Origin of the sequence: Bordetella bronchialis, assembly GCF_001676705.1 — a bacterium.
In the GTDB taxonomy this organism is placed as follows: Bacteria; Pseudomonadota; Gammaproteobacteria; order Burkholderiales; family Burkholderiaceae_B; genus Bordetella_C; species Bordetella_C bronchialis.
The window spans coordinates 2,351,013-2,365,346 of record NZ_CP016170.1 but is presented as its reverse complement, the minus strand read 5'-3'; the positions used below and the strand labels follow the sequence as shown (position 1 = coordinate 2,365,346).

Below are 14,334 nucleotides of genomic sequence, written 5' to 3'. Positions count from 1 at the left end.
ATGCATGGACGGCTCGAAGATGAGCCGGCAACGGAACCCCACGTCATGACGAGGAGAGGCGATGCACAGGCTCGCTGCCAGAAAACCCGCCATCATGGGCGGAACCGGCTCGTGACCGCCATGCTCATGGCCGCGCTGGCCGGGGCCGGACCGGGCCTGGCGGGTTCCGCGCACGCCCAGGATGCCCCCGCGGGCGGCCGGTCCGGCCATGCGGCGGACGCGCTCCCGGGCCAGGCGCGCCCCTCCGGCAACGCGGGCGGCGAGCCTGCCCGCGCCGGCGCCCCGCCGGCGCCGCAAGCCGCCGCGGCATCGCCGGCCGCCCGCGAATTCGACATCGCGCCCGGCCGGCTGGCCCGCGTGCTGCAGCAGATCGCCAGCCAGGGCGGCGTACTGGTCTACTTCGATCCGGCCGTCGTCGGCGAGGCGCGAAGCCCGGGTCTGCGGGGCCGCTACACGCCGGACCAGGCCTTCGCCGCGGTCCTGCTCGATCATGGCCTGGAAGCGCGCGAGACGCAGCCGGGCAGCTATCACGTGATACGCATCGCGACGGCGGCCACCGCCGTACTGCCCACGGTCCAGGTCCAGGCGCGCCCCCTGGCTGGCGACGCCGATGCCCTCGTCGCCAGGCAGACCACCACCGGCACGAAGACCGAAACTGACCTGCTCTCCAACCCCCAGTCGGTATCCGTCATCACCCAGCGCGACATGCGGGACCGCAACAGCGCCTCGGTGGTGCAGGCCTTGCAATACACGCCGGGCGTGCAGATCAACAACTACGGCGGCAATGAGATCCGCAACGACTGGATCGTGCTGCGCGGCTTCGATGCCAAGCTGGGCGGCGACTACCGCGACGGCCTGAGCCAGATGCCGTATGACCAGATCCGGCCGCGCCTGCCGACCTATGCCCTGGAAAGCATAGAAGTGCTGCGCGGGCCATCGTCGTCGCTGTACGGCCAGGCGTCGGCCGGCGGACTGGTCAACCGCACCACCAAGCGTCCGACCGAAGAGCCCGTGGGCGAGGTCGCGCTGGAACTGGGATCCTACGATCATCGGCAGGCCTATCTGGACCTGGGCGGTCCCATCGACGCGGGTGGCACGTCCCTGTACCGCCTGACCGCCACGGCCCGCGAGTCCGGCACGCAGGACGAATACAGCAGCGGCCACCGCTATCGCGACAACCTGGCGTATGTGGCGCCGGCCTACACCTGGCGCTCGGCCGACACCCGCATCACGGTGCTGCTGCACTACCAGCACGACCGCAACGACGGCGAATCGCGCAGCTACTACCCCTGGCGCACGCTGGTGGGCGACTATGCCTACGATGGCTACGACCGTGACGTCGCCAGCGCCGGCTACCAGTTCGAGCACCGCTTCAACCGCGTGTGGACCGCCCGCCAGAACCTGCGCTATCAGCACGGCGACATGACGTTGCGCAACCTGTACCCGCTGGCCCTGCAGGCCGACGGCAGGACCCTGACGCGCTATCTGGTCGACGCGCGCGAGGCCATGCACGGCCTGGCCGTCGACAACCAGCTGGAAGGCCGCTTCGACGATGGCCTGGGCCTGTCGCACACCTTGCTGCTGGGCGTGGACTACCGCCGGGTGCAAGGCTGGCAGACCTACAAGCAGGGCCCCGCGCCCGACCTGGACCTGGACGATCCGGTCTACGGGCTGGACCTGCCGCTGCCCGGCACGCTGGCCACCTTCCTGGACCTGAAGCAAACCAGCACGCAATGGGGCGTGTACGCGCAGGACCAGATCCGCCATGGCGACTGGACGCTGACCCTGTCCGGCCGCCACGACAGCGTGAACGACCAGACCATCGACCATCTGCGGCAGACCCGCACGGAACAGCGCGACCACGCCTTTACCGGACGCGCCGGACTGTCCTACGAGGCGGTGCCCGGCGTATCGCCCTATGTCAGCTACGCCACGTCATTCATGCCGCAGCTGGGCGTGGATTATGCCGGGACGCCGTTCACGCCCGCCAAGGCGCAACAGGTCGAAGCGGGCATCAAGATCCAGCCGCCGGATGCCGACGCGATCTACACGCTCGCGGTGTTCGACCTGCGCCAGCGCGATGGCCTGACGCCCGATCCCTTGCACGACGGCTTCAGCGTGCAGAGCGCCGAAACCCGCTCGCGCGGCGTCGAGCTGCAGGCCAAGGCCAGCTTCGCGCGCGGATGGGACGTGCTGGCGGCCTACACCTATAACGACGTGACGAATACGCGCAGCAATGACGGCGGGCAAGGCAAGACACCCATCGTCACGCCGCGCCACATGGCATCGCTGTGGCTGCAGCACCGCTTCGCCGGCGGCCATGCCCGGGGCTGGCGCGCCGCGCTGGGCCTGCGCTACGTCGGCACCACCTGGGTCGACGTCCAGAACACGATGAAGAACGCCCCCGCGACGCTGCTGGATGCCTCGGTGGGATACGAAACGGGCGCCTGGCGGTTTTCCGTCGACGTGACGAATGTGATGAACAAGGAAACGGTGGTCTGTCGCAACGACCGGCTCAATTGCCGATACGGCATCGACAGAACCGTGATGGCCACCGCGGCCTACCGCTTCTGACGCCGTATCGCGAGCCGGGGAACCGGGCTCATGCCCGCGCGTATCCGCAAGGAGCATCCATGCAGAAAGAGACACCGGCCGCCAATACGCTGGCGGCGCTATATATGGTCCACCAGCCCAAGCTGCTGCGCACCGCCTTGCGCATCCTGGGTTCGGCGGAGCTGGCCGACGACGTCGTCCAGGACACCTACCTGAAACTGCTCGAAGGGCCGCCGCTGTCCACCATACGGGAACCCGTCGCGTATCTGTTCCAGACGGTGCGCCACCTGGCCATCGACTATCACCGCCGGCGCGCCTTCGAGTACCGCCTCTTCGCCGAGGAGCAGGACGGCGAAAACGTCATGGCCGCCGACGGTGCCGACAATGTGGTCATCAGCCAGCAGGCCCTGTCCCTGGCAAGCGCGGCGCTGGCCAGCCTTTCGGCGCGCACGCGGCGGGCATTCGAGCTGTACCGCCTGGAAGGCCATACGCAGCGCGACATCGCCCGCGACCTGGGCGTGTCCACCACGCTGGTCAACTTCATGATCCGCGACGCGCAGCTGGCGCTCAGCCCCTGCCGGGAGTGCCTGTTGCCCGACTGATGGGTAGGGAACGCCGTCACATCCCCATCGCGGCGCATCTGTTAACGTTGCGGATGCGCCGCCCCTCGGCGCGCCAACTTCATGAGGTGTCGCCATGCAACGCAATTTCGACCTTGTCGTCTCCATCCTCGGCGCCTTCCGCGACGCCGAGGCAGCCGTCCTGAGCGGCCGTGACGTGACGGCCGCCGTGCAGGAACTCGATATCGAAGGCGCCACGCCCGAAGCGGTCAGCCACCATCTGGAACTGCTGGCCGATGCGGGCCTGGCGAAGAAGCTGACCGAAAGCACCGCGGGCCAGGACGCCATGTGGCGCATCACCTGGAAGGGCTACGACGCCCTGGAACAGGACGAAGAAGACGAAGAGGACGAAGAAGACGACGAGGACGACCTGGACCTGGACGACTGAACCGGCGCGACCGGACCGCGCAACACGGCTTCCCTCGGCATGACCACTCCCTACCCCGAAGGCGGCGGCCCGCCGGCCGCCGCGCCTTTCTCCGGCAAGGAAAGCGGCACACCCGCCGGCTCCCGGGCCCCGGCGGCCACTTCGTCCGCCGGCACGCCGCCAGGCCACGCCACCATCGCGCTGGAGCCCCCGCGCCAGGATGACGTGCAGGCGCTGCTGGCCCAGGCCGACGCCTACCTGCACGCGCTTTACCCGCCGGAAAGCAACCACATCCTGGAAGTCGACGCGCTGGAACAACCCGGCATCGATTTCTTCGTCGCCCGCCGCGCCGGCATCGCGCTGGGCTGCTGCGCGCTGGTGCCCGCCCTGGACGGCAGCGCGGAAATCAAGCGCATGTTCGTCGTGCCGGAAGCGCGCGGCATGCGGCTGGGCCGCCGGCTGCTGGAACGCCTGGAAGACCAGGCGCGCGCACGCGGCATTCCCCTGTTGCGGCTGGAAACGGGCATCCACCAGCCCGAGGCCCTGGGCCTGTACCGCGCCAGCGGCTACCGCGACATCCCGCCCTTCGGCGATTACCTGCCCGATCCGCTCAGCGTTTTCATGGAGAAAGTCCTGGACGCGCGCCGATAAGGGCGCCCCAGTGAAAAGGGCCTCGCGTCCCGAAGGACACGAGGCCCCGCGGCGCACCGGGCGGTCCGCCCGGCCGCGCGCGTGTGCGCGGAATCAGGCCGCCAGGCGACCCGCGATGCGCTGCTTGGTATCGGGCAGCGACTTGGGCAGGCGCTCGGCCAGCTGCGTGAACAGCTCGTCGTGCAAGGCCAGCTCATCGCGCCATGCCGCGGCATCGATGGACGAGACCAGCTCGTACTTGTCCGCGCCGAAATCCAGCCCCTTCCAGTCGATGTCCTGGTAGCGCGGCGTCACGCCGAAGACATGTTCCTGGCCCTGGGCCTTGCCCTCGATGCGCTCCAGCATCCACTTCAGCACGCGCATGTTCTCGCCGAAACCCGGCCACACGAACTTGCCATCCGGCCCCTTGCGGAACCAGTTGACGGTGTAGAAGCGCGGCAGCGTGGCGCCGGTCTGGCGCAGCTGTTCGCCCAGCTTGAGCCAGTGCTGGAAATAGTCGCTCATGTTGTAGCCGCAGAAGGGCAGCATGGCGAAGGGATCGCGCCGCACCACGCCTTGCTGGCCGGCGGCGGCGGCGGTGGTTTCCGAGCCCATGGTGGCCGCCATGTAGACGCCCTCTTCCCAGTTGCGCGCTTCGGTCACCAGCGGCACGGTGGTGGAGCGGCGGCCGCCGAAGATGAATGCATCGATGACCACGCCCTGCGGGTTTTCCCATTCAGGGTCGATGGACGGGCACTGCGAGGCCGGCGCCGTGAAGCGGGCGTTGGGATGCGCGGCCTTGCGGCCGGTTTCCTTGGCGATCTGCGGCGTCCAATCCTGCCCCTGCCAATCGATCAGGTGCGCGGGCGGCGTTTCCGTCATGCCTTCCCACCAGACGTCGCCATCGTCGGTCAGCGCCACATTGGTGAAGATGCAATTGGCGCGCAGCGTCGCCATGGCGTTGGGATTGGTTTTCTCGCCGGTGCCGGGCGCCACGCCGAAATAGCCGGCTTCCGGGTTGATCGCGTGCAGCTTGCCGTCCTTGCCGGGCTTGATCCAGGCAATGTCGTCGCCGATCGTCGATACCTTCCAGCCGTCCAGCCCTTCCGGTGGAATCAGCATGGCGAAATTGGTCTTGCCGCAGGCCGACGGGAACGCCGCCGCCACGTGATGCTTGCGTCCTTCCGGCGAGGTCACGCCCAGGATCAGCATGTGTTCGGCCAGCCAGCCCTCGTCGCGGCCCATCGTCGACGCGATGCGCAGCGCGAAGCACTTCTTGCCCAGCAGCGCATTGCCGCCGTAGCCCGAACCGTAGCTCCAGATTTCGCGGGTGGCGGGATAGTGCACGATGTACTTGGTGGGATTGCAAGGCCACGGCACGTCGGCCTGGCCCTCGGCCAGCGGCGCGCCCACCGTATGGACACATGGCACGAACTCGCCGTCATCGCCCAGGATGTCGTATACCTTGCTGCCCATGCGCGTCATGATGCGCATGCTGACCACCACATAGGGACTGTCGGTCAGTTCCACGCCGATATGGGAGATCGGCGAACCCAGCGGTCCCATGGAAAACGGCACCACGTACAAGGTGCGGCCGCGCATCGCGCCGTCGAACAGCTTGTTCAGCGTGGCGCGCATTTCGGCGGGCGCGGCCCAGTTGTTGTTCGGGCCGGCATCGGCCTTGTCTTCGGTGCAGATAAAGGTGCGATCCTCCACGCGCGCAACGTCGCCGGGGTCGGACCAGGCCAGATAGGAATTCGGCCGCTTCTCGGGGTTGAGCCGGCGCAGCGTGCCGGCCTGGACCATCTGCTCGCACAAGCGGTCGTATTCTTCCTGCGAGCCATCACACCAGACGACGCGATCGGGCTTGGCCAGCGCCACGAATTCCCCGACCCAGTCGACGAGTTTGCGGTGCCGGACATGGGCCGGCACATTCAGTGCGGCGACGAGTCCATCGAGAGGTCGGTTCATTGGCTATCTCCTGATTTATTGATGAGTCTGCAAATCTGTCGCGGCGCCGTGGCACCGATAAGCTCCGTTGCGAGCCCGCCGGCGGTCATCACCGCGTCATCGACGCGGTGCATGCCGGCATTTTGTTTATCCGGCGATGATACCCGCCCGGGGGATGGCCCAGTCAACCCAACCACATGGGGGAATGAAGCCGTCGGGCAGCATACGGGTGACGCGCGTCGGCGTTCGTCGCCGGACGTGTCAAATTGAGGCGAACAGTCACATCCCGCGCGTCACATCCCGCGCGCAAGCGGCACGGGTGACGGGCACGGTGGACGGCCCGGCTGACAGCCGGGCGACAGCGGCGTTACAGCCGGAGCGAGCCGCGCGGCGGCAAGCCGGCCACCCGCCCGCCGGGGAAACCAGGCCGGACGCGCAGGCGCGCCTCTTGGCGTCGCCCCTGGCCTGGGCGGAGCGTCGAACGTAACAAACCAGCAAGTTTCGTTCCACTTGGGCGTGCCAGCGGACGCGGCGGCTCGTTTCGTTATTGACCACCGGCCGCCTCGTTTCGGGTCTTTTATTTTCGTTTATGTTCCTTTATGATCGGGCCATGGATCTCAATCCGCGCCAACTGGCCCTGGTCGACGCCGTGCGCCAGGAAGGCACCTTCACCATCGAGGCCCTGGCCCAGCGTTTCGGCGTCACCTTGCAGACGGTGCGCCGCGACGTCACCCTGCTTGCCGGCGCGGGCCTGCTCGCCCGATTCCACGGCGGCGTGCGCGTGGCGGCGTCCTCCACCACCGAGAACATCGCCCACCAGCAGCGCCAGGCCGTCAACGCCGACGGCAAGCGGCGCATCGCGCACGCCGTCGCCGCGCAGGTACCGGACGGCTGCTCGCTGATCCTGAACATCGGCACCACCACCGAAGCCATCGCCCGGGCCCTGCTGCGCCATCGAGGGCTGCGCGTCATCACCAACAACCTGCACGTGGCCGATATCCTGGCCGCCAACCCGGATTGCGAAGTGATCGTGGCGGGAGGCCTGATGCGGGCCAGCGACCGCGCCATCGTCGGCGACGCCGCCATCGACTTCATCCGCCGTTTCAAGGTCGACATCGGGCTGATCGGCATCTCGGGCATCGAGGCCGACGGCACGCTGCGGGACTACGACTTGCGCGAGGTCAGCGTCGCGCGCGCCATCATCGAGCAGTCGCGCGAAGTCTGGCTCGCCGCCGACCGCAGCAAGTTCGAGCGCCGGGCCATGGTGGAAGTGGCCCACGTGTCCCGCATCGATCGCCTGTTCACCGATCACCCCATTCCGGACGCCATCGCGCGCGTGCTCCAAGAAGCCGGCGTGCGCTGCGAAATCACCGATAACCCGCCCTCCATCCAGCCATGACCCCCATCCGCCCCGTGACGCCCCCCACCCGCGAACGCCTGCTGGCGCAACTCGACTCCGCCCAGCCCTGGGACGTCATCGTCATCGGCGGCGGCGCCACCGGCCTGGGCACCGCGGTGGACGCGGCGGCACGCGGCTACCGCACCCTGCTGGTCGAGGCCGCGGACTTCGCCAAGGGCACGTCCAGCCGCGCCACCAAGCTGGTCCACGGCGGCGTGCGCTACCTGGCCCAGGGCAACATCAGCCTGGTGCGGGAGGCCCTGCACGAACGCGGGCTGCTGGGCCGCAACGCGCCCCACGTGGTGTGGCCATTGGGCTTCGTCGTGCCGGCCTACGGCTTGTTGGACCAGCCCTTCTATGGGATCGGCCTGAAGATGTACGACGTACTGGCCGGGCGGCTCAACCTGCGGTCCAGCCGCCTGTTGTCGCGCGCGCAGGCGCTGGCGGACGCGCCGACGCTGGCGCCGGAAGTCGGCGGCCACCGGCTGCGTGGCGGCGTCCTGTACTACGACGGCCAGTTCGACGATGCCCGGCTGGCCACCGCGCTGATGCGCACCTTGTTCGACCTGGGCGGCATGGCGGTCAACTACATGGCGGTCACCGGGCTGAACCAGAGCAACGGCCGCATCGACGGCGTGACGGTGCGCGACATGCTGGGCGGCACCACCTTCGTCCTGCATGGCAAGTGCGTGGTGAACGCCACCGGGGTCTGGGTGGACGAAATCCGCCGCATGGAGGACCGCTCCGCCATGGGGCTGGTGGCGCCCAGCCAGGGCGTGCACCTGACGCTGCCGCGCGATTTCCTGCCGGGCGCCAACGCCATCCTGATACCCAAGACCGACGATGGCCGCGTGCTGTTCGTCGTGCCATGGAACGGCCATACCATCGTCGGCACCACGGATGCGCCGCGCGCCGACCTGCCCGTGGAGCCCGATGCCAGCCGCGCCGATGTGGACTTCATCCTGGACACGGCGGGGCGCTACCTGAGCCGCAAGCCCACGCGCGCCGACGTCACCAGCGTATGGAGCGGCCTGCGTCCCCTGGTCAAGTCCAGCGGCGTGGGCGCGACCAAGACACTGTCGCGCGAGCACACCATCCTGCTGTCCGACGCCGGCCTGATCACCGTGACCGGCGGCAAGTGGACCACCTACCGCCGCATGGCGCAGGACGTCATGGACATGGCCGTGCGCGAACAGCTGTTGCCCTATGCGCCCTGCCGCACCCAGGACCTGCCGCTGCACGGCGCCGCGGGCGCGGCGGCCGGCCTGGCGCCGGCGGGCACGCCGGACGCCTACTACGGCAGCGATCTGCCGCAGCTGCGCGCCCTGCCGGGCGCCGACCGCATCCTGGTGTCCGCCAGCGGCCTGAGCGAAGCGCATGTGCGTTTCGCCGCGCGCTTCGAACTGGCGCGCAGCGTGGAGGACGTACTGGCGCGCCGCAATCGGGCCTTGTTCCTGGACAGCGCGGCCGCGCTGCGCGCGGCGCCAGACGTCGCCCGCATCCTGGCGGAGGAACTGGGCCACGATGCCGCCTGGCAGCGCCGCAGCGTGGCGGACTTCGAGCGCACCGCCCAGGTGTACCGGTTGGCCGCCTAGCGGGCCGCCGGCCCGGCCGCCATCGGATACCGGGCATCGCGCGCCGCGCGCCCCCACGACATGGCGGGACATCGGGCGTAGAATCTTCGCGGTTCACGATGTCCTGCGGCGCCCGCGTGGCGCCGCTCGCTTGCATGATGCTGAACGCGCCCGCGCGGCGCCCCTGCTTGCACGATGCTGAACGCGCCCCGCCGGCGCGCCCCTCCGGAGAACCTGCGATGTCCATCCCCAAGATCCAGTTCGGCCGCACCGGCCTGAAGGTATCCCGCCTTGCGCTCGGCACCATGACGTTCGGCTTGCAGACCGACGAAGCGCTCGCCGGCCGCATCCTGGACAAGGCCGCCGACGGCGGCATCAACTTCCTCGACACCGCCGATGTCTACCCGCTGGGCGGCACGCCGGACACCGTGGGCCGCACCGAGGAAATCGTCGGCCGCTGGCTGACCGGCAAGCGTTCGCGCTTCATCGTGGCCACCAAGGCCGTCGGCGTGATGGGCGCGGAAGAATGGGAACGCGGCGCCTCCCGCAAGCATCTGCTGGATGCCATCGACGCGTCGCTCAAGCGCCTGCAAACGGACTACGTCGATCTGTACCAGCTGCATGCCGATGACGAAACCACGCCGCTGGACGAAACGCTGGAGGCCCTGGACGTTATCGTCAAGTCGGGCCGCGCGCGCTATATCGGCGTGTCGAATTTCCTGGCGTGGCGCCTGGCCACCGCGCTGGGCCGCTCCGACGTTCGGCACCTGACGCGCTTTACCTCGGTGCAGCCGCGCTACAGCCTGCTGTTCCGCGAAATCGAGCGCGAGCTGCTGCCGCTGTGCGCCGCGGAGGGCCTGGCCGTGATTCCCTACAACCCACTGGCGGGCGGCCTGCTGACCGGCAAGCACAAGCGCAACAGCGCCCCGGCCGCCGGCACGCGCTTCACGCTGGGCACCGCCGCCGGCCGCTACCAGGACCGCTACTGGAACGAGCGCTCCTTCGAAACCGTGGAGTCCTTGCGCGGCATCGCGCAAGAGGCCGGCGTATCGCTGACCACGCTGGCCATGGCCTGGGTGCTGGCCAATCCGGTCATCACCGCGCCGCTGCTGGGCGCCAGCAAGCCGGAACAACTGGACGACACGCTGGCGGCGGTGGATTACAAGCTCTCGCCCGAACTCAAGTCGAAACTGGATACGCTGACCCATGAATACCGCTTTGGCGACTCCGTCCGCTGACGCTTCCGTGCATGAACGGCTGACGTCCCTGCTGGACCGGGCCGGCATCGAATACCGCCAGTTGCGCCACGCCGCCGAGGGCCGCTCCGAGGCGGTGGCGGCGATACGCGGCACGGCGGTCGGCCAGGGCGCCAAGGCCCTGGTGTGCCGCGTCAAGCTGTCGTCGACCCAGCGCGCGCACGTGCTGGCCGTGTTCCCCGCGGACCGGCAGGCGGACCTGGAAGCCATCGCGCGCGCCGTGGGCGGCAAGAAGGCATCGCTGGCCTCGCGCGATCTTGCCCGCGAGCTGACCGGCTGCGAGATCGGCGCGATCCCGCCCTTCGTGTTCAACGATGCGCTTTCCCTGCTGGTGGACGAAACGCTCGGGACCCGCTACGAAGAAATCGTCTTCAACGCCGGCAGGCTGGACGCATCCATCGTCATGCGCGCCAGGGACTACCTGGCCCTGGTGCGGCCCGCCACCGCGGCCTTCACGCGCGACGGCGCAGCGGCCGCCTTGGCGGATTAAGGACCCCATCATGTGCCTGGCCGTCCTTGCCATCCATACCGTCCCGGGCCTGCCCGCGATCATCGCCGCCAATCGCGACGAATACCATGCGCGGCCGACGGCCCCGGCACAACCCTGGAAGGACGATCCCCGCATCATCGCGGGCCGCGACCTGAAGTCCGGCGGCACCTGGATGGGAATGACGCGCGGCGGGCGCTACGCGCTGGTCACCAACTACCGCGATCCCATGAGCATCCTGCCGCGCGCGCCCTCCCGCGGCAAGCTGGTGGAAGACTACCTGCGCCAGGACACCGCCCCCGAGGACTATGTCCAGCGCGTGGCGCGGGACGGCGCGCGGTACAACGGCTTCAATCTCATCGTCGGCGACCGCGGCGCCGCCTGGTACTACAGCAACCGCGGCGCATCGCCGCGGGCGCTGGAGCCGGGCATCTATGCCCTGTCCAACCACCTGCTGGACACGCCCTGGCCCAAGCTCGCGCGCACCAAGGCCGCGTTCGCCGGCATCCTGCGCGCCTCTCCCACCCCGGATCCCGAGGCCCTGTTCGAGGCCCTGGGGGACCGCTCCATCGCCCTGGATGCCGAACTGCCCGATACCGGCGTGGGCCTGGAACGCGAACGCTTCCTCAGCAGTGCCTTTATCGTGGGCCTGACCTACGGCACCCGCTCCTCGACCGTGATGATGCTGGGCGACCGGCATGCGGCCCTGTACGAACGCCGGTTCGCGCCGGACGGCTCGCCCGCCGGGCGTTCCAACTGGGACGTGGAAGCCGCCTGAGAACCGCCCATCGGCGCGTCCCGCCCTTGATATCGGTCAATGGGCGCCCGGTCCGCAGCCGCTAAGTTTTCGCACACAAGGATATGCGACGGAGTCACGCCGAACTTTCACGCCCGGACTCCGCTCCAAACGCATGCGCACGGGCATAAGGCTTGCCATATCGGCCACCGCTGCGCACCCGCCCCTTCCCGGGGCAGTCTTTGTTTTTCGATAGGAGCAGAATGATGAAAACAATCCGTCTTCGCCGCTCGCTGGCTGCCGTGCTGATGCTCGGCGCCGGGCTCTCCGTCGCATATGCCGATATGCCGCCCGTGCAGAAACAGGGCAACGTCACTTTCGTAACGGGCGGGGTAGGCCTGGACGAATCCACTTCCATGAAGGCCGCGGAAAAAGACTACTCGCTGTCCATGGTCTTCGCCCAGCGCGCCGATGGCCAGAACCTGTACACCGCGGACGTGCCGGTCACCATCACCGACAGCAAGGGCGCAACGGTGCTGCAGACGACCACCAATGGCCCCTACCTGCTGGTACAGCTGCCGCCCGGCACCTACAAGATCAGCTCCACCTACAACGGCAAGGAGCTCGTGCGCCAGGCCACCGTCAGCAAGGGCTCGCACAACCGCGTTGCCTTTGAATGGCAATAAGGCACGGCGCCTCGACTGGCGGCTGGCCGGGCGTACGCCCGCGACGGCTCACCCGGCGTCGCCGCCGATCTTGCCACGCAGCAGCTTGATGCGCCCGTGATGCACCTTGCGCTGTACGCGCCGTTGCTGCGACGCGCGCGTGGGCCGTGTCGGCTTGCGCGGAACCACCGGACGCGCCGCCGCGGCGATCATCGCCGCCAGCCGGTCGATCGCTTCGGCGCGGTTCTTGTCCTGGCTGCGATGCGTCTGGGCCTTGATGACGGCCACGCCCTCCTTGGTGATGCGGCGGTCGCCGCTTCCCAATAGCGCCTGCTTGATCTCCTCCGGCAGGGACGAGGCGCCGATGTCGAAGCGCAAATGCACGGCGCTGGAGACCTTGTTGACGTTCTGCCCGCCGGCGCCCTGCGCGCGTATCATGCCGAGCTCGATTTCGCGCTCGTCCAGGAACAGGTCTTTGGTAATGGGTATCATGCCCGCCAGTCTACAACCCGCACGGCGGCAAGGTTGCTCCGGCCCATGGTTGAAATCGCCGATACACTGCCCCATGTATATGGCGTGAGGAAAACCATGAAGCCCTTGTCAGAAATCCCGCTCTCGGTCCTGGACCTCGCGCCTATCGCGCAAGGCCGCACCGCGGCGGACGCCTTCCGTAACACCGTCGAACTGGCCCGGCACGTCGAAGCCCTGGGCTACAACCGTTTCTGGCTGGCCGAGCATCACAATATCAACGGCATCGCCAGCAGCGCCACGGCCGTGCTGATCGGCCATGTCGCCGCCCATACCCGCACCATACGCGTGGGATCGGGCGGCGTCATGCTGCCCAATCATGCCTCGCTGATCATCGCCGAACAGTTCGGCACGCTGGAATCGCTGTTCCCCGGCCGTATCGACCTGGGCCTGGGCCGCGCGCCCGGCAGCGACGGGATGACGCAGCGCGCCCTGGGCCGCGATCCGCGCAGCGGCATGAACTTCCCGGCGCAGCTGGAAGAGCTGCGCGGCTATTTCCGTCCCGCGCATCCCACGCAGGCGGTGCGCGCCATTCCGGGCGAAGGGCTCGATGTTCCCATCTGGCTGCTGGGATCCAGCGATTTCAGCGCCCGCCTGGCGGCGGAGCTGGGCCTGCCCTTCTCCTTCGCCGGCCATTTTTCGCCGGAAGGCATGGCGGCGATGCAGCTGTACCGCCATCTGTTCAAGCCGTCGGACACCCTGGACCGGCCCTATGCCATGATCGGCGTCCCGGTCATCGCGGCCGACACCGACGAGGAAGCGCAGCGCCAGGCCACCACGCAGCAGCAGAAGTTCCTGTCCGTGATACGCGGCCACCGCCTGCAATTGCAGCCGCCGGTGGACGATATGTCGGGGCTGTGGGACGAGTGGGAAAAGGCCGCGGTACAGCAACGCCTGGGCGCCTCCGTCGTCGGCGGGCCCGAGACGGTCCGGCGCGGGCTGGAATCGCTGATCGCCCGTACCCAGGCCGACGAAGTGATGATCGTTTCCGACTTCTACGATCCCGCGGACCGGCTGCGCTCCTACGAGATCGTGGCCTCGCTCAAGCAATCCGCCGCGGCCGCCGCGCCGCGGGCCGGCACGGCCGTTGCGCCATGACAATTTCATCCACCCAGGGCCGCCAGCGCCCGCATGCGCCGCGCAAGGCACGGCAAGGACGTATCGAATGAGCATCGTCGAACTGAACAAGGACTCCTTCCAGGAAGCGATCAAGCCGGACGGCACGTTGATCGTGGACTTCTGGGCCCCGTGGTGCGGGCCCTGTCGCGGTTTCGCGCCGGTGTTCGAAAAAGCCGCCGAGGAACATCCCGACGTCACCTTCGCCAAGGTGAATACCGACGTCGAGCAGGAATTGGCCGGCGCGCTGGGCATACGCTCCATCCCGACGCTGATGGTGTTCCGCGAGCAGGTGCTGCTGTTCTCACAGCCGGGCGCCCTGTCGGCGGGCCAGTTGAACGAGCTGCTCAGCAAGGTCAAGGAACTGGATATGGAAAAGGTCCATCAGGACATCGCCGCTGCCCAACAGCAGCAGGACGCCGAAGGCGGCCAGGCCTGAGCCGCCCGCGAAGG

General features: G+C 68.4%; 14 protein-coding genes. 12 read left to right on the top strand and 2 right to left on the bottom strand.

Annotation, left to right across the window (positions count from 1 at the left end; translation table 11 throughout):
* The first annotated feature begins 120 nt into the window (after positions 1–120).
* The 4 genes from BAU06_RS10665 to BAU06_RS10650 all read left to right on the top strand — a co-directional run bounded on the left by BAU06_RS10665 (position 121) and on the right by BAU06_RS10650 (position 4,191).
* Positions 121–2,574: a TonB-dependent siderophore receptor gene (locus BAU06_RS10665; protein WP_231934079.1), complete on the top strand. Its 2,454-nt coding sequence runs from the start codon at positions 121–123 to the stop codon at positions 2,572–2,574.
* 59 nt (positions 2,575–2,633) lie between these two features.
* The gene (locus tag BAU06_RS10660; protein WP_066348428.1) at positions 2,634–3,155 is read left to right on the top strand and encodes a sigma-70 family RNA polymerase sigma factor; all 522 of its coding nucleotides are present in this window, start codon (positions 2,634–2,636) and stop codon (positions 3,153–3,155) included.
* 94 nt (positions 3,156–3,249) lie between these two features.
* Positions 3,250–3,561, top strand: coding sequence for a DUF2513 domain-containing protein (locus BAU06_RS10655; RefSeq protein WP_066348426.1), 312 nt, complete (start codon positions 3,250–3,252; stop codon positions 3,559–3,561).
* A gap of 39 nt (positions 3,562–3,600) precedes the next feature.
* Positions 3,601–4,191, top strand: a complete 591-nt coding sequence (locus BAU06_RS10650) for a GNAT family N-acetyltransferase (protein WP_082988132.1) — start codon at positions 3,601–3,603, stop codon at positions 4,189–4,191.
* 93 nt (positions 4,192–4,284) lie between these two features.
* Here the strand turns inward: BAU06_RS10650 and BAU06_RS10645 are convergent, their stop codons facing one another.
* A complete protein-coding gene (locus BAU06_RS10645; RefSeq protein WP_066348424.1) occupies positions 4,285–6,141 on the bottom strand; it encodes a phosphoenolpyruvate carboxykinase (GTP) in 1,857 nt (618 codons plus the stop codon).
* 568 nt (positions 6,142–6,709) lie between these two features.
* Between BAU06_RS10645 and BAU06_RS10640 the strand changes: the two genes are divergently transcribed.
* From BAU06_RS10640 to BAU06_RS10615, 6 genes are all read left to right on the top strand, one after another.
* Complete coding sequence (locus BAU06_RS10640) at positions 6,710–7,519, top strand: DeoR/GlpR family DNA-binding transcription regulator (RefSeq protein WP_066348422.1); 810 nt, start codon at positions 6,710–6,712, stop codon at positions 7,517–7,519.
* The gene (locus BAU06_RS10635) at positions 7,516–9,114 is read left to right on the top strand and encodes a glycerol-3-phosphate dehydrogenase/oxidase (RefSeq protein WP_066348420.1); all 1,599 of its coding nucleotides are present in this window, start codon (positions 7,516–7,518) and stop codon (positions 9,112–9,114) included. The genes BAU06_RS10640 and BAU06_RS10635 overlap by 4 nt, the downstream gene beginning before the upstream one ends.
* A 218-nt stretch (positions 9,115–9,332) precedes the next feature.
* The gene (locus BAU06_RS10630) at positions 9,333–10,331 is read left to right on the top strand and encodes an aldo/keto reductase (RefSeq protein WP_066348418.1); all 999 of its coding nucleotides are present in this window, start codon (positions 9,333–9,335) and stop codon (positions 10,329–10,331) included.
* The gene (locus BAU06_RS10625; protein WP_066348417.1) at positions 10,300–10,839 is read left to right on the top strand and encodes a YbaK/EbsC family protein; all 540 of its coding nucleotides are present in this window, start codon (positions 10,300–10,302) and stop codon (positions 10,837–10,839) included. The genes BAU06_RS10630 and BAU06_RS10625 overlap by 32 nt, the downstream gene beginning before the upstream one ends.
* 10 nt (positions 10,840–10,849) lie before the next feature.
* Complete coding sequence (locus BAU06_RS10620; RefSeq protein ID WP_066348414.1) at positions 10,850–11,614, top strand: NRDE family protein; 765 nt, start codon at positions 10,850–10,852, stop codon at positions 11,612–11,614.
* A 221-nt stretch (positions 11,615–11,835) separates the two neighbouring features.
* Complete coding sequence (locus tag BAU06_RS10615) at positions 11,836–12,258, top strand: hypothetical protein (protein WP_066348411.1); 423 nt, start codon at positions 11,836–11,838, stop codon at positions 12,256–12,258.
* A gap of 48 nt (positions 12,259–12,306) precedes the next feature.
* Here the strand turns inward: BAU06_RS10615 and arfB are convergent, their stop codons facing one another.
* Complete coding sequence (gene arfB, locus BAU06_RS10610) at positions 12,307–12,729, bottom strand: alternative ribosome rescue aminoacyl-tRNA hydrolase ArfB (protein WP_066348408.1); 423 nt, start codon at positions 12,727–12,729, stop codon at positions 12,307–12,309.
* A 96-nt stretch (positions 12,730–12,825) separates the two neighbouring features.
* Here arfB and BAU06_RS10605 point away from each other — a divergent pair, with 96 nt between their 5' ends.
* A complete protein-coding gene (locus tag BAU06_RS10605; protein WP_066348405.1) occupies positions 12,826–13,863 on the top strand; it encodes an LLM class flavin-dependent oxidoreductase in 1,038 nt (345 codons plus the stop codon).
* Positions 13,864–13,930: 67 nt separating this feature from the next.
* Positions 13,931–14,320, top strand: coding sequence for a thioredoxin (gene trxA / locus BAU06_RS10600; RefSeq protein ID WP_066348402.1), 390 nt, complete (start codon positions 13,931–13,933; stop codon positions 14,318–14,320).
* The last annotated feature ends 14 nt before the right edge of the window (positions 14,321–14,334 follow it).

What these genes read in the sequence shown, in the direction of transcription:
- BAU06_RS10650 (WP_082988132.1), top strand. Translation starts at nt 3,601, where the DNA reads ATGACCACTCCCTACCCCGAAGGCGGCGGCCCGCCGGCCGCCGCGCCT.
- BAU06_RS10645 (WP_066348424.1), bottom strand. Translation starts at nt 6,141, where the DNA reads ATGAACCGACCTCTCGATGGACTCGTCGCCGCACTGAATGTGCCGGCC.
- BAU06_RS10640 (WP_066348422.1), top strand. Translation starts at nt 6,710, where the DNA reads ATGTTCCTTTATGATCGGGCCATGGATCTCAATCCGCGCCAACTGGCC.
- BAU06_RS10665 (WP_231934079.1), top strand. Translation starts at nt 121, where the DNA reads ATGCTCATGGCCGCGCTGGCCGGGGCCGGACCGGGCCTGGCGGGTTCC.
- BAU06_RS10655 (WP_066348426.1), top strand. Translation starts at nt 3,250, where the DNA reads ATGCAACGCAATTTCGACCTTGTCGTCTCCATCCTCGGCGCCTTCCGC.
- arfB (WP_066348408.1), bottom strand. Translation starts at nt 12,729, where the DNA reads ATGATACCCATTACCAAAGACCTGTTCCTGGACGAGCGCGAAATCGAG.
- BAU06_RS10625 (WP_066348417.1), top strand. Translation starts at nt 10,300, where the DNA reads ATGAATACCGCTTTGGCGACTCCGTCCGCTGACGCTTCCGTGCATGAA.
- BAU06_RS10635 (WP_066348420.1), top strand. Translation starts at nt 7,516, where the DNA reads ATGACCCCCATCCGCCCCGTGACGCCCCCCACCCGCGAACGCCTGCTG.
- BAU06_RS10630 (WP_066348418.1), top strand. Translation starts at nt 9,333, where the DNA reads ATGTCCATCCCCAAGATCCAGTTCGGCCGCACCGGCCTGAAGGTATCC.
- BAU06_RS10615 (WP_066348411.1), top strand. Translation starts at nt 11,836, where the DNA reads ATGATGAAAACAATCCGTCTTCGCCGCTCGCTGGCTGCCGTGCTGATG.
- BAU06_RS10605 (WP_066348405.1), top strand. Translation starts at nt 12,826, where the DNA reads ATGAAGCCCTTGTCAGAAATCCCGCTCTCGGTCCTGGACCTCGCGCCT.
- trxA (WP_066348402.1), top strand. Translation starts at nt 13,931, where the DNA reads ATGAGCATCGTCGAACTGAACAAGGACTCCTTCCAGGAAGCGATCAAG.
- BAU06_RS10660 (WP_066348428.1), top strand. Translation starts at nt 2,634, where the DNA reads ATGCAGAAAGAGACACCGGCCGCCAATACGCTGGCGGCGCTATATATG.
- BAU06_RS10620 (WP_066348414.1), top strand. Translation starts at nt 10,850, where the DNA reads ATGTGCCTGGCCGTCCTTGCCATCCATACCGTCCCGGGCCTGCCCGCG.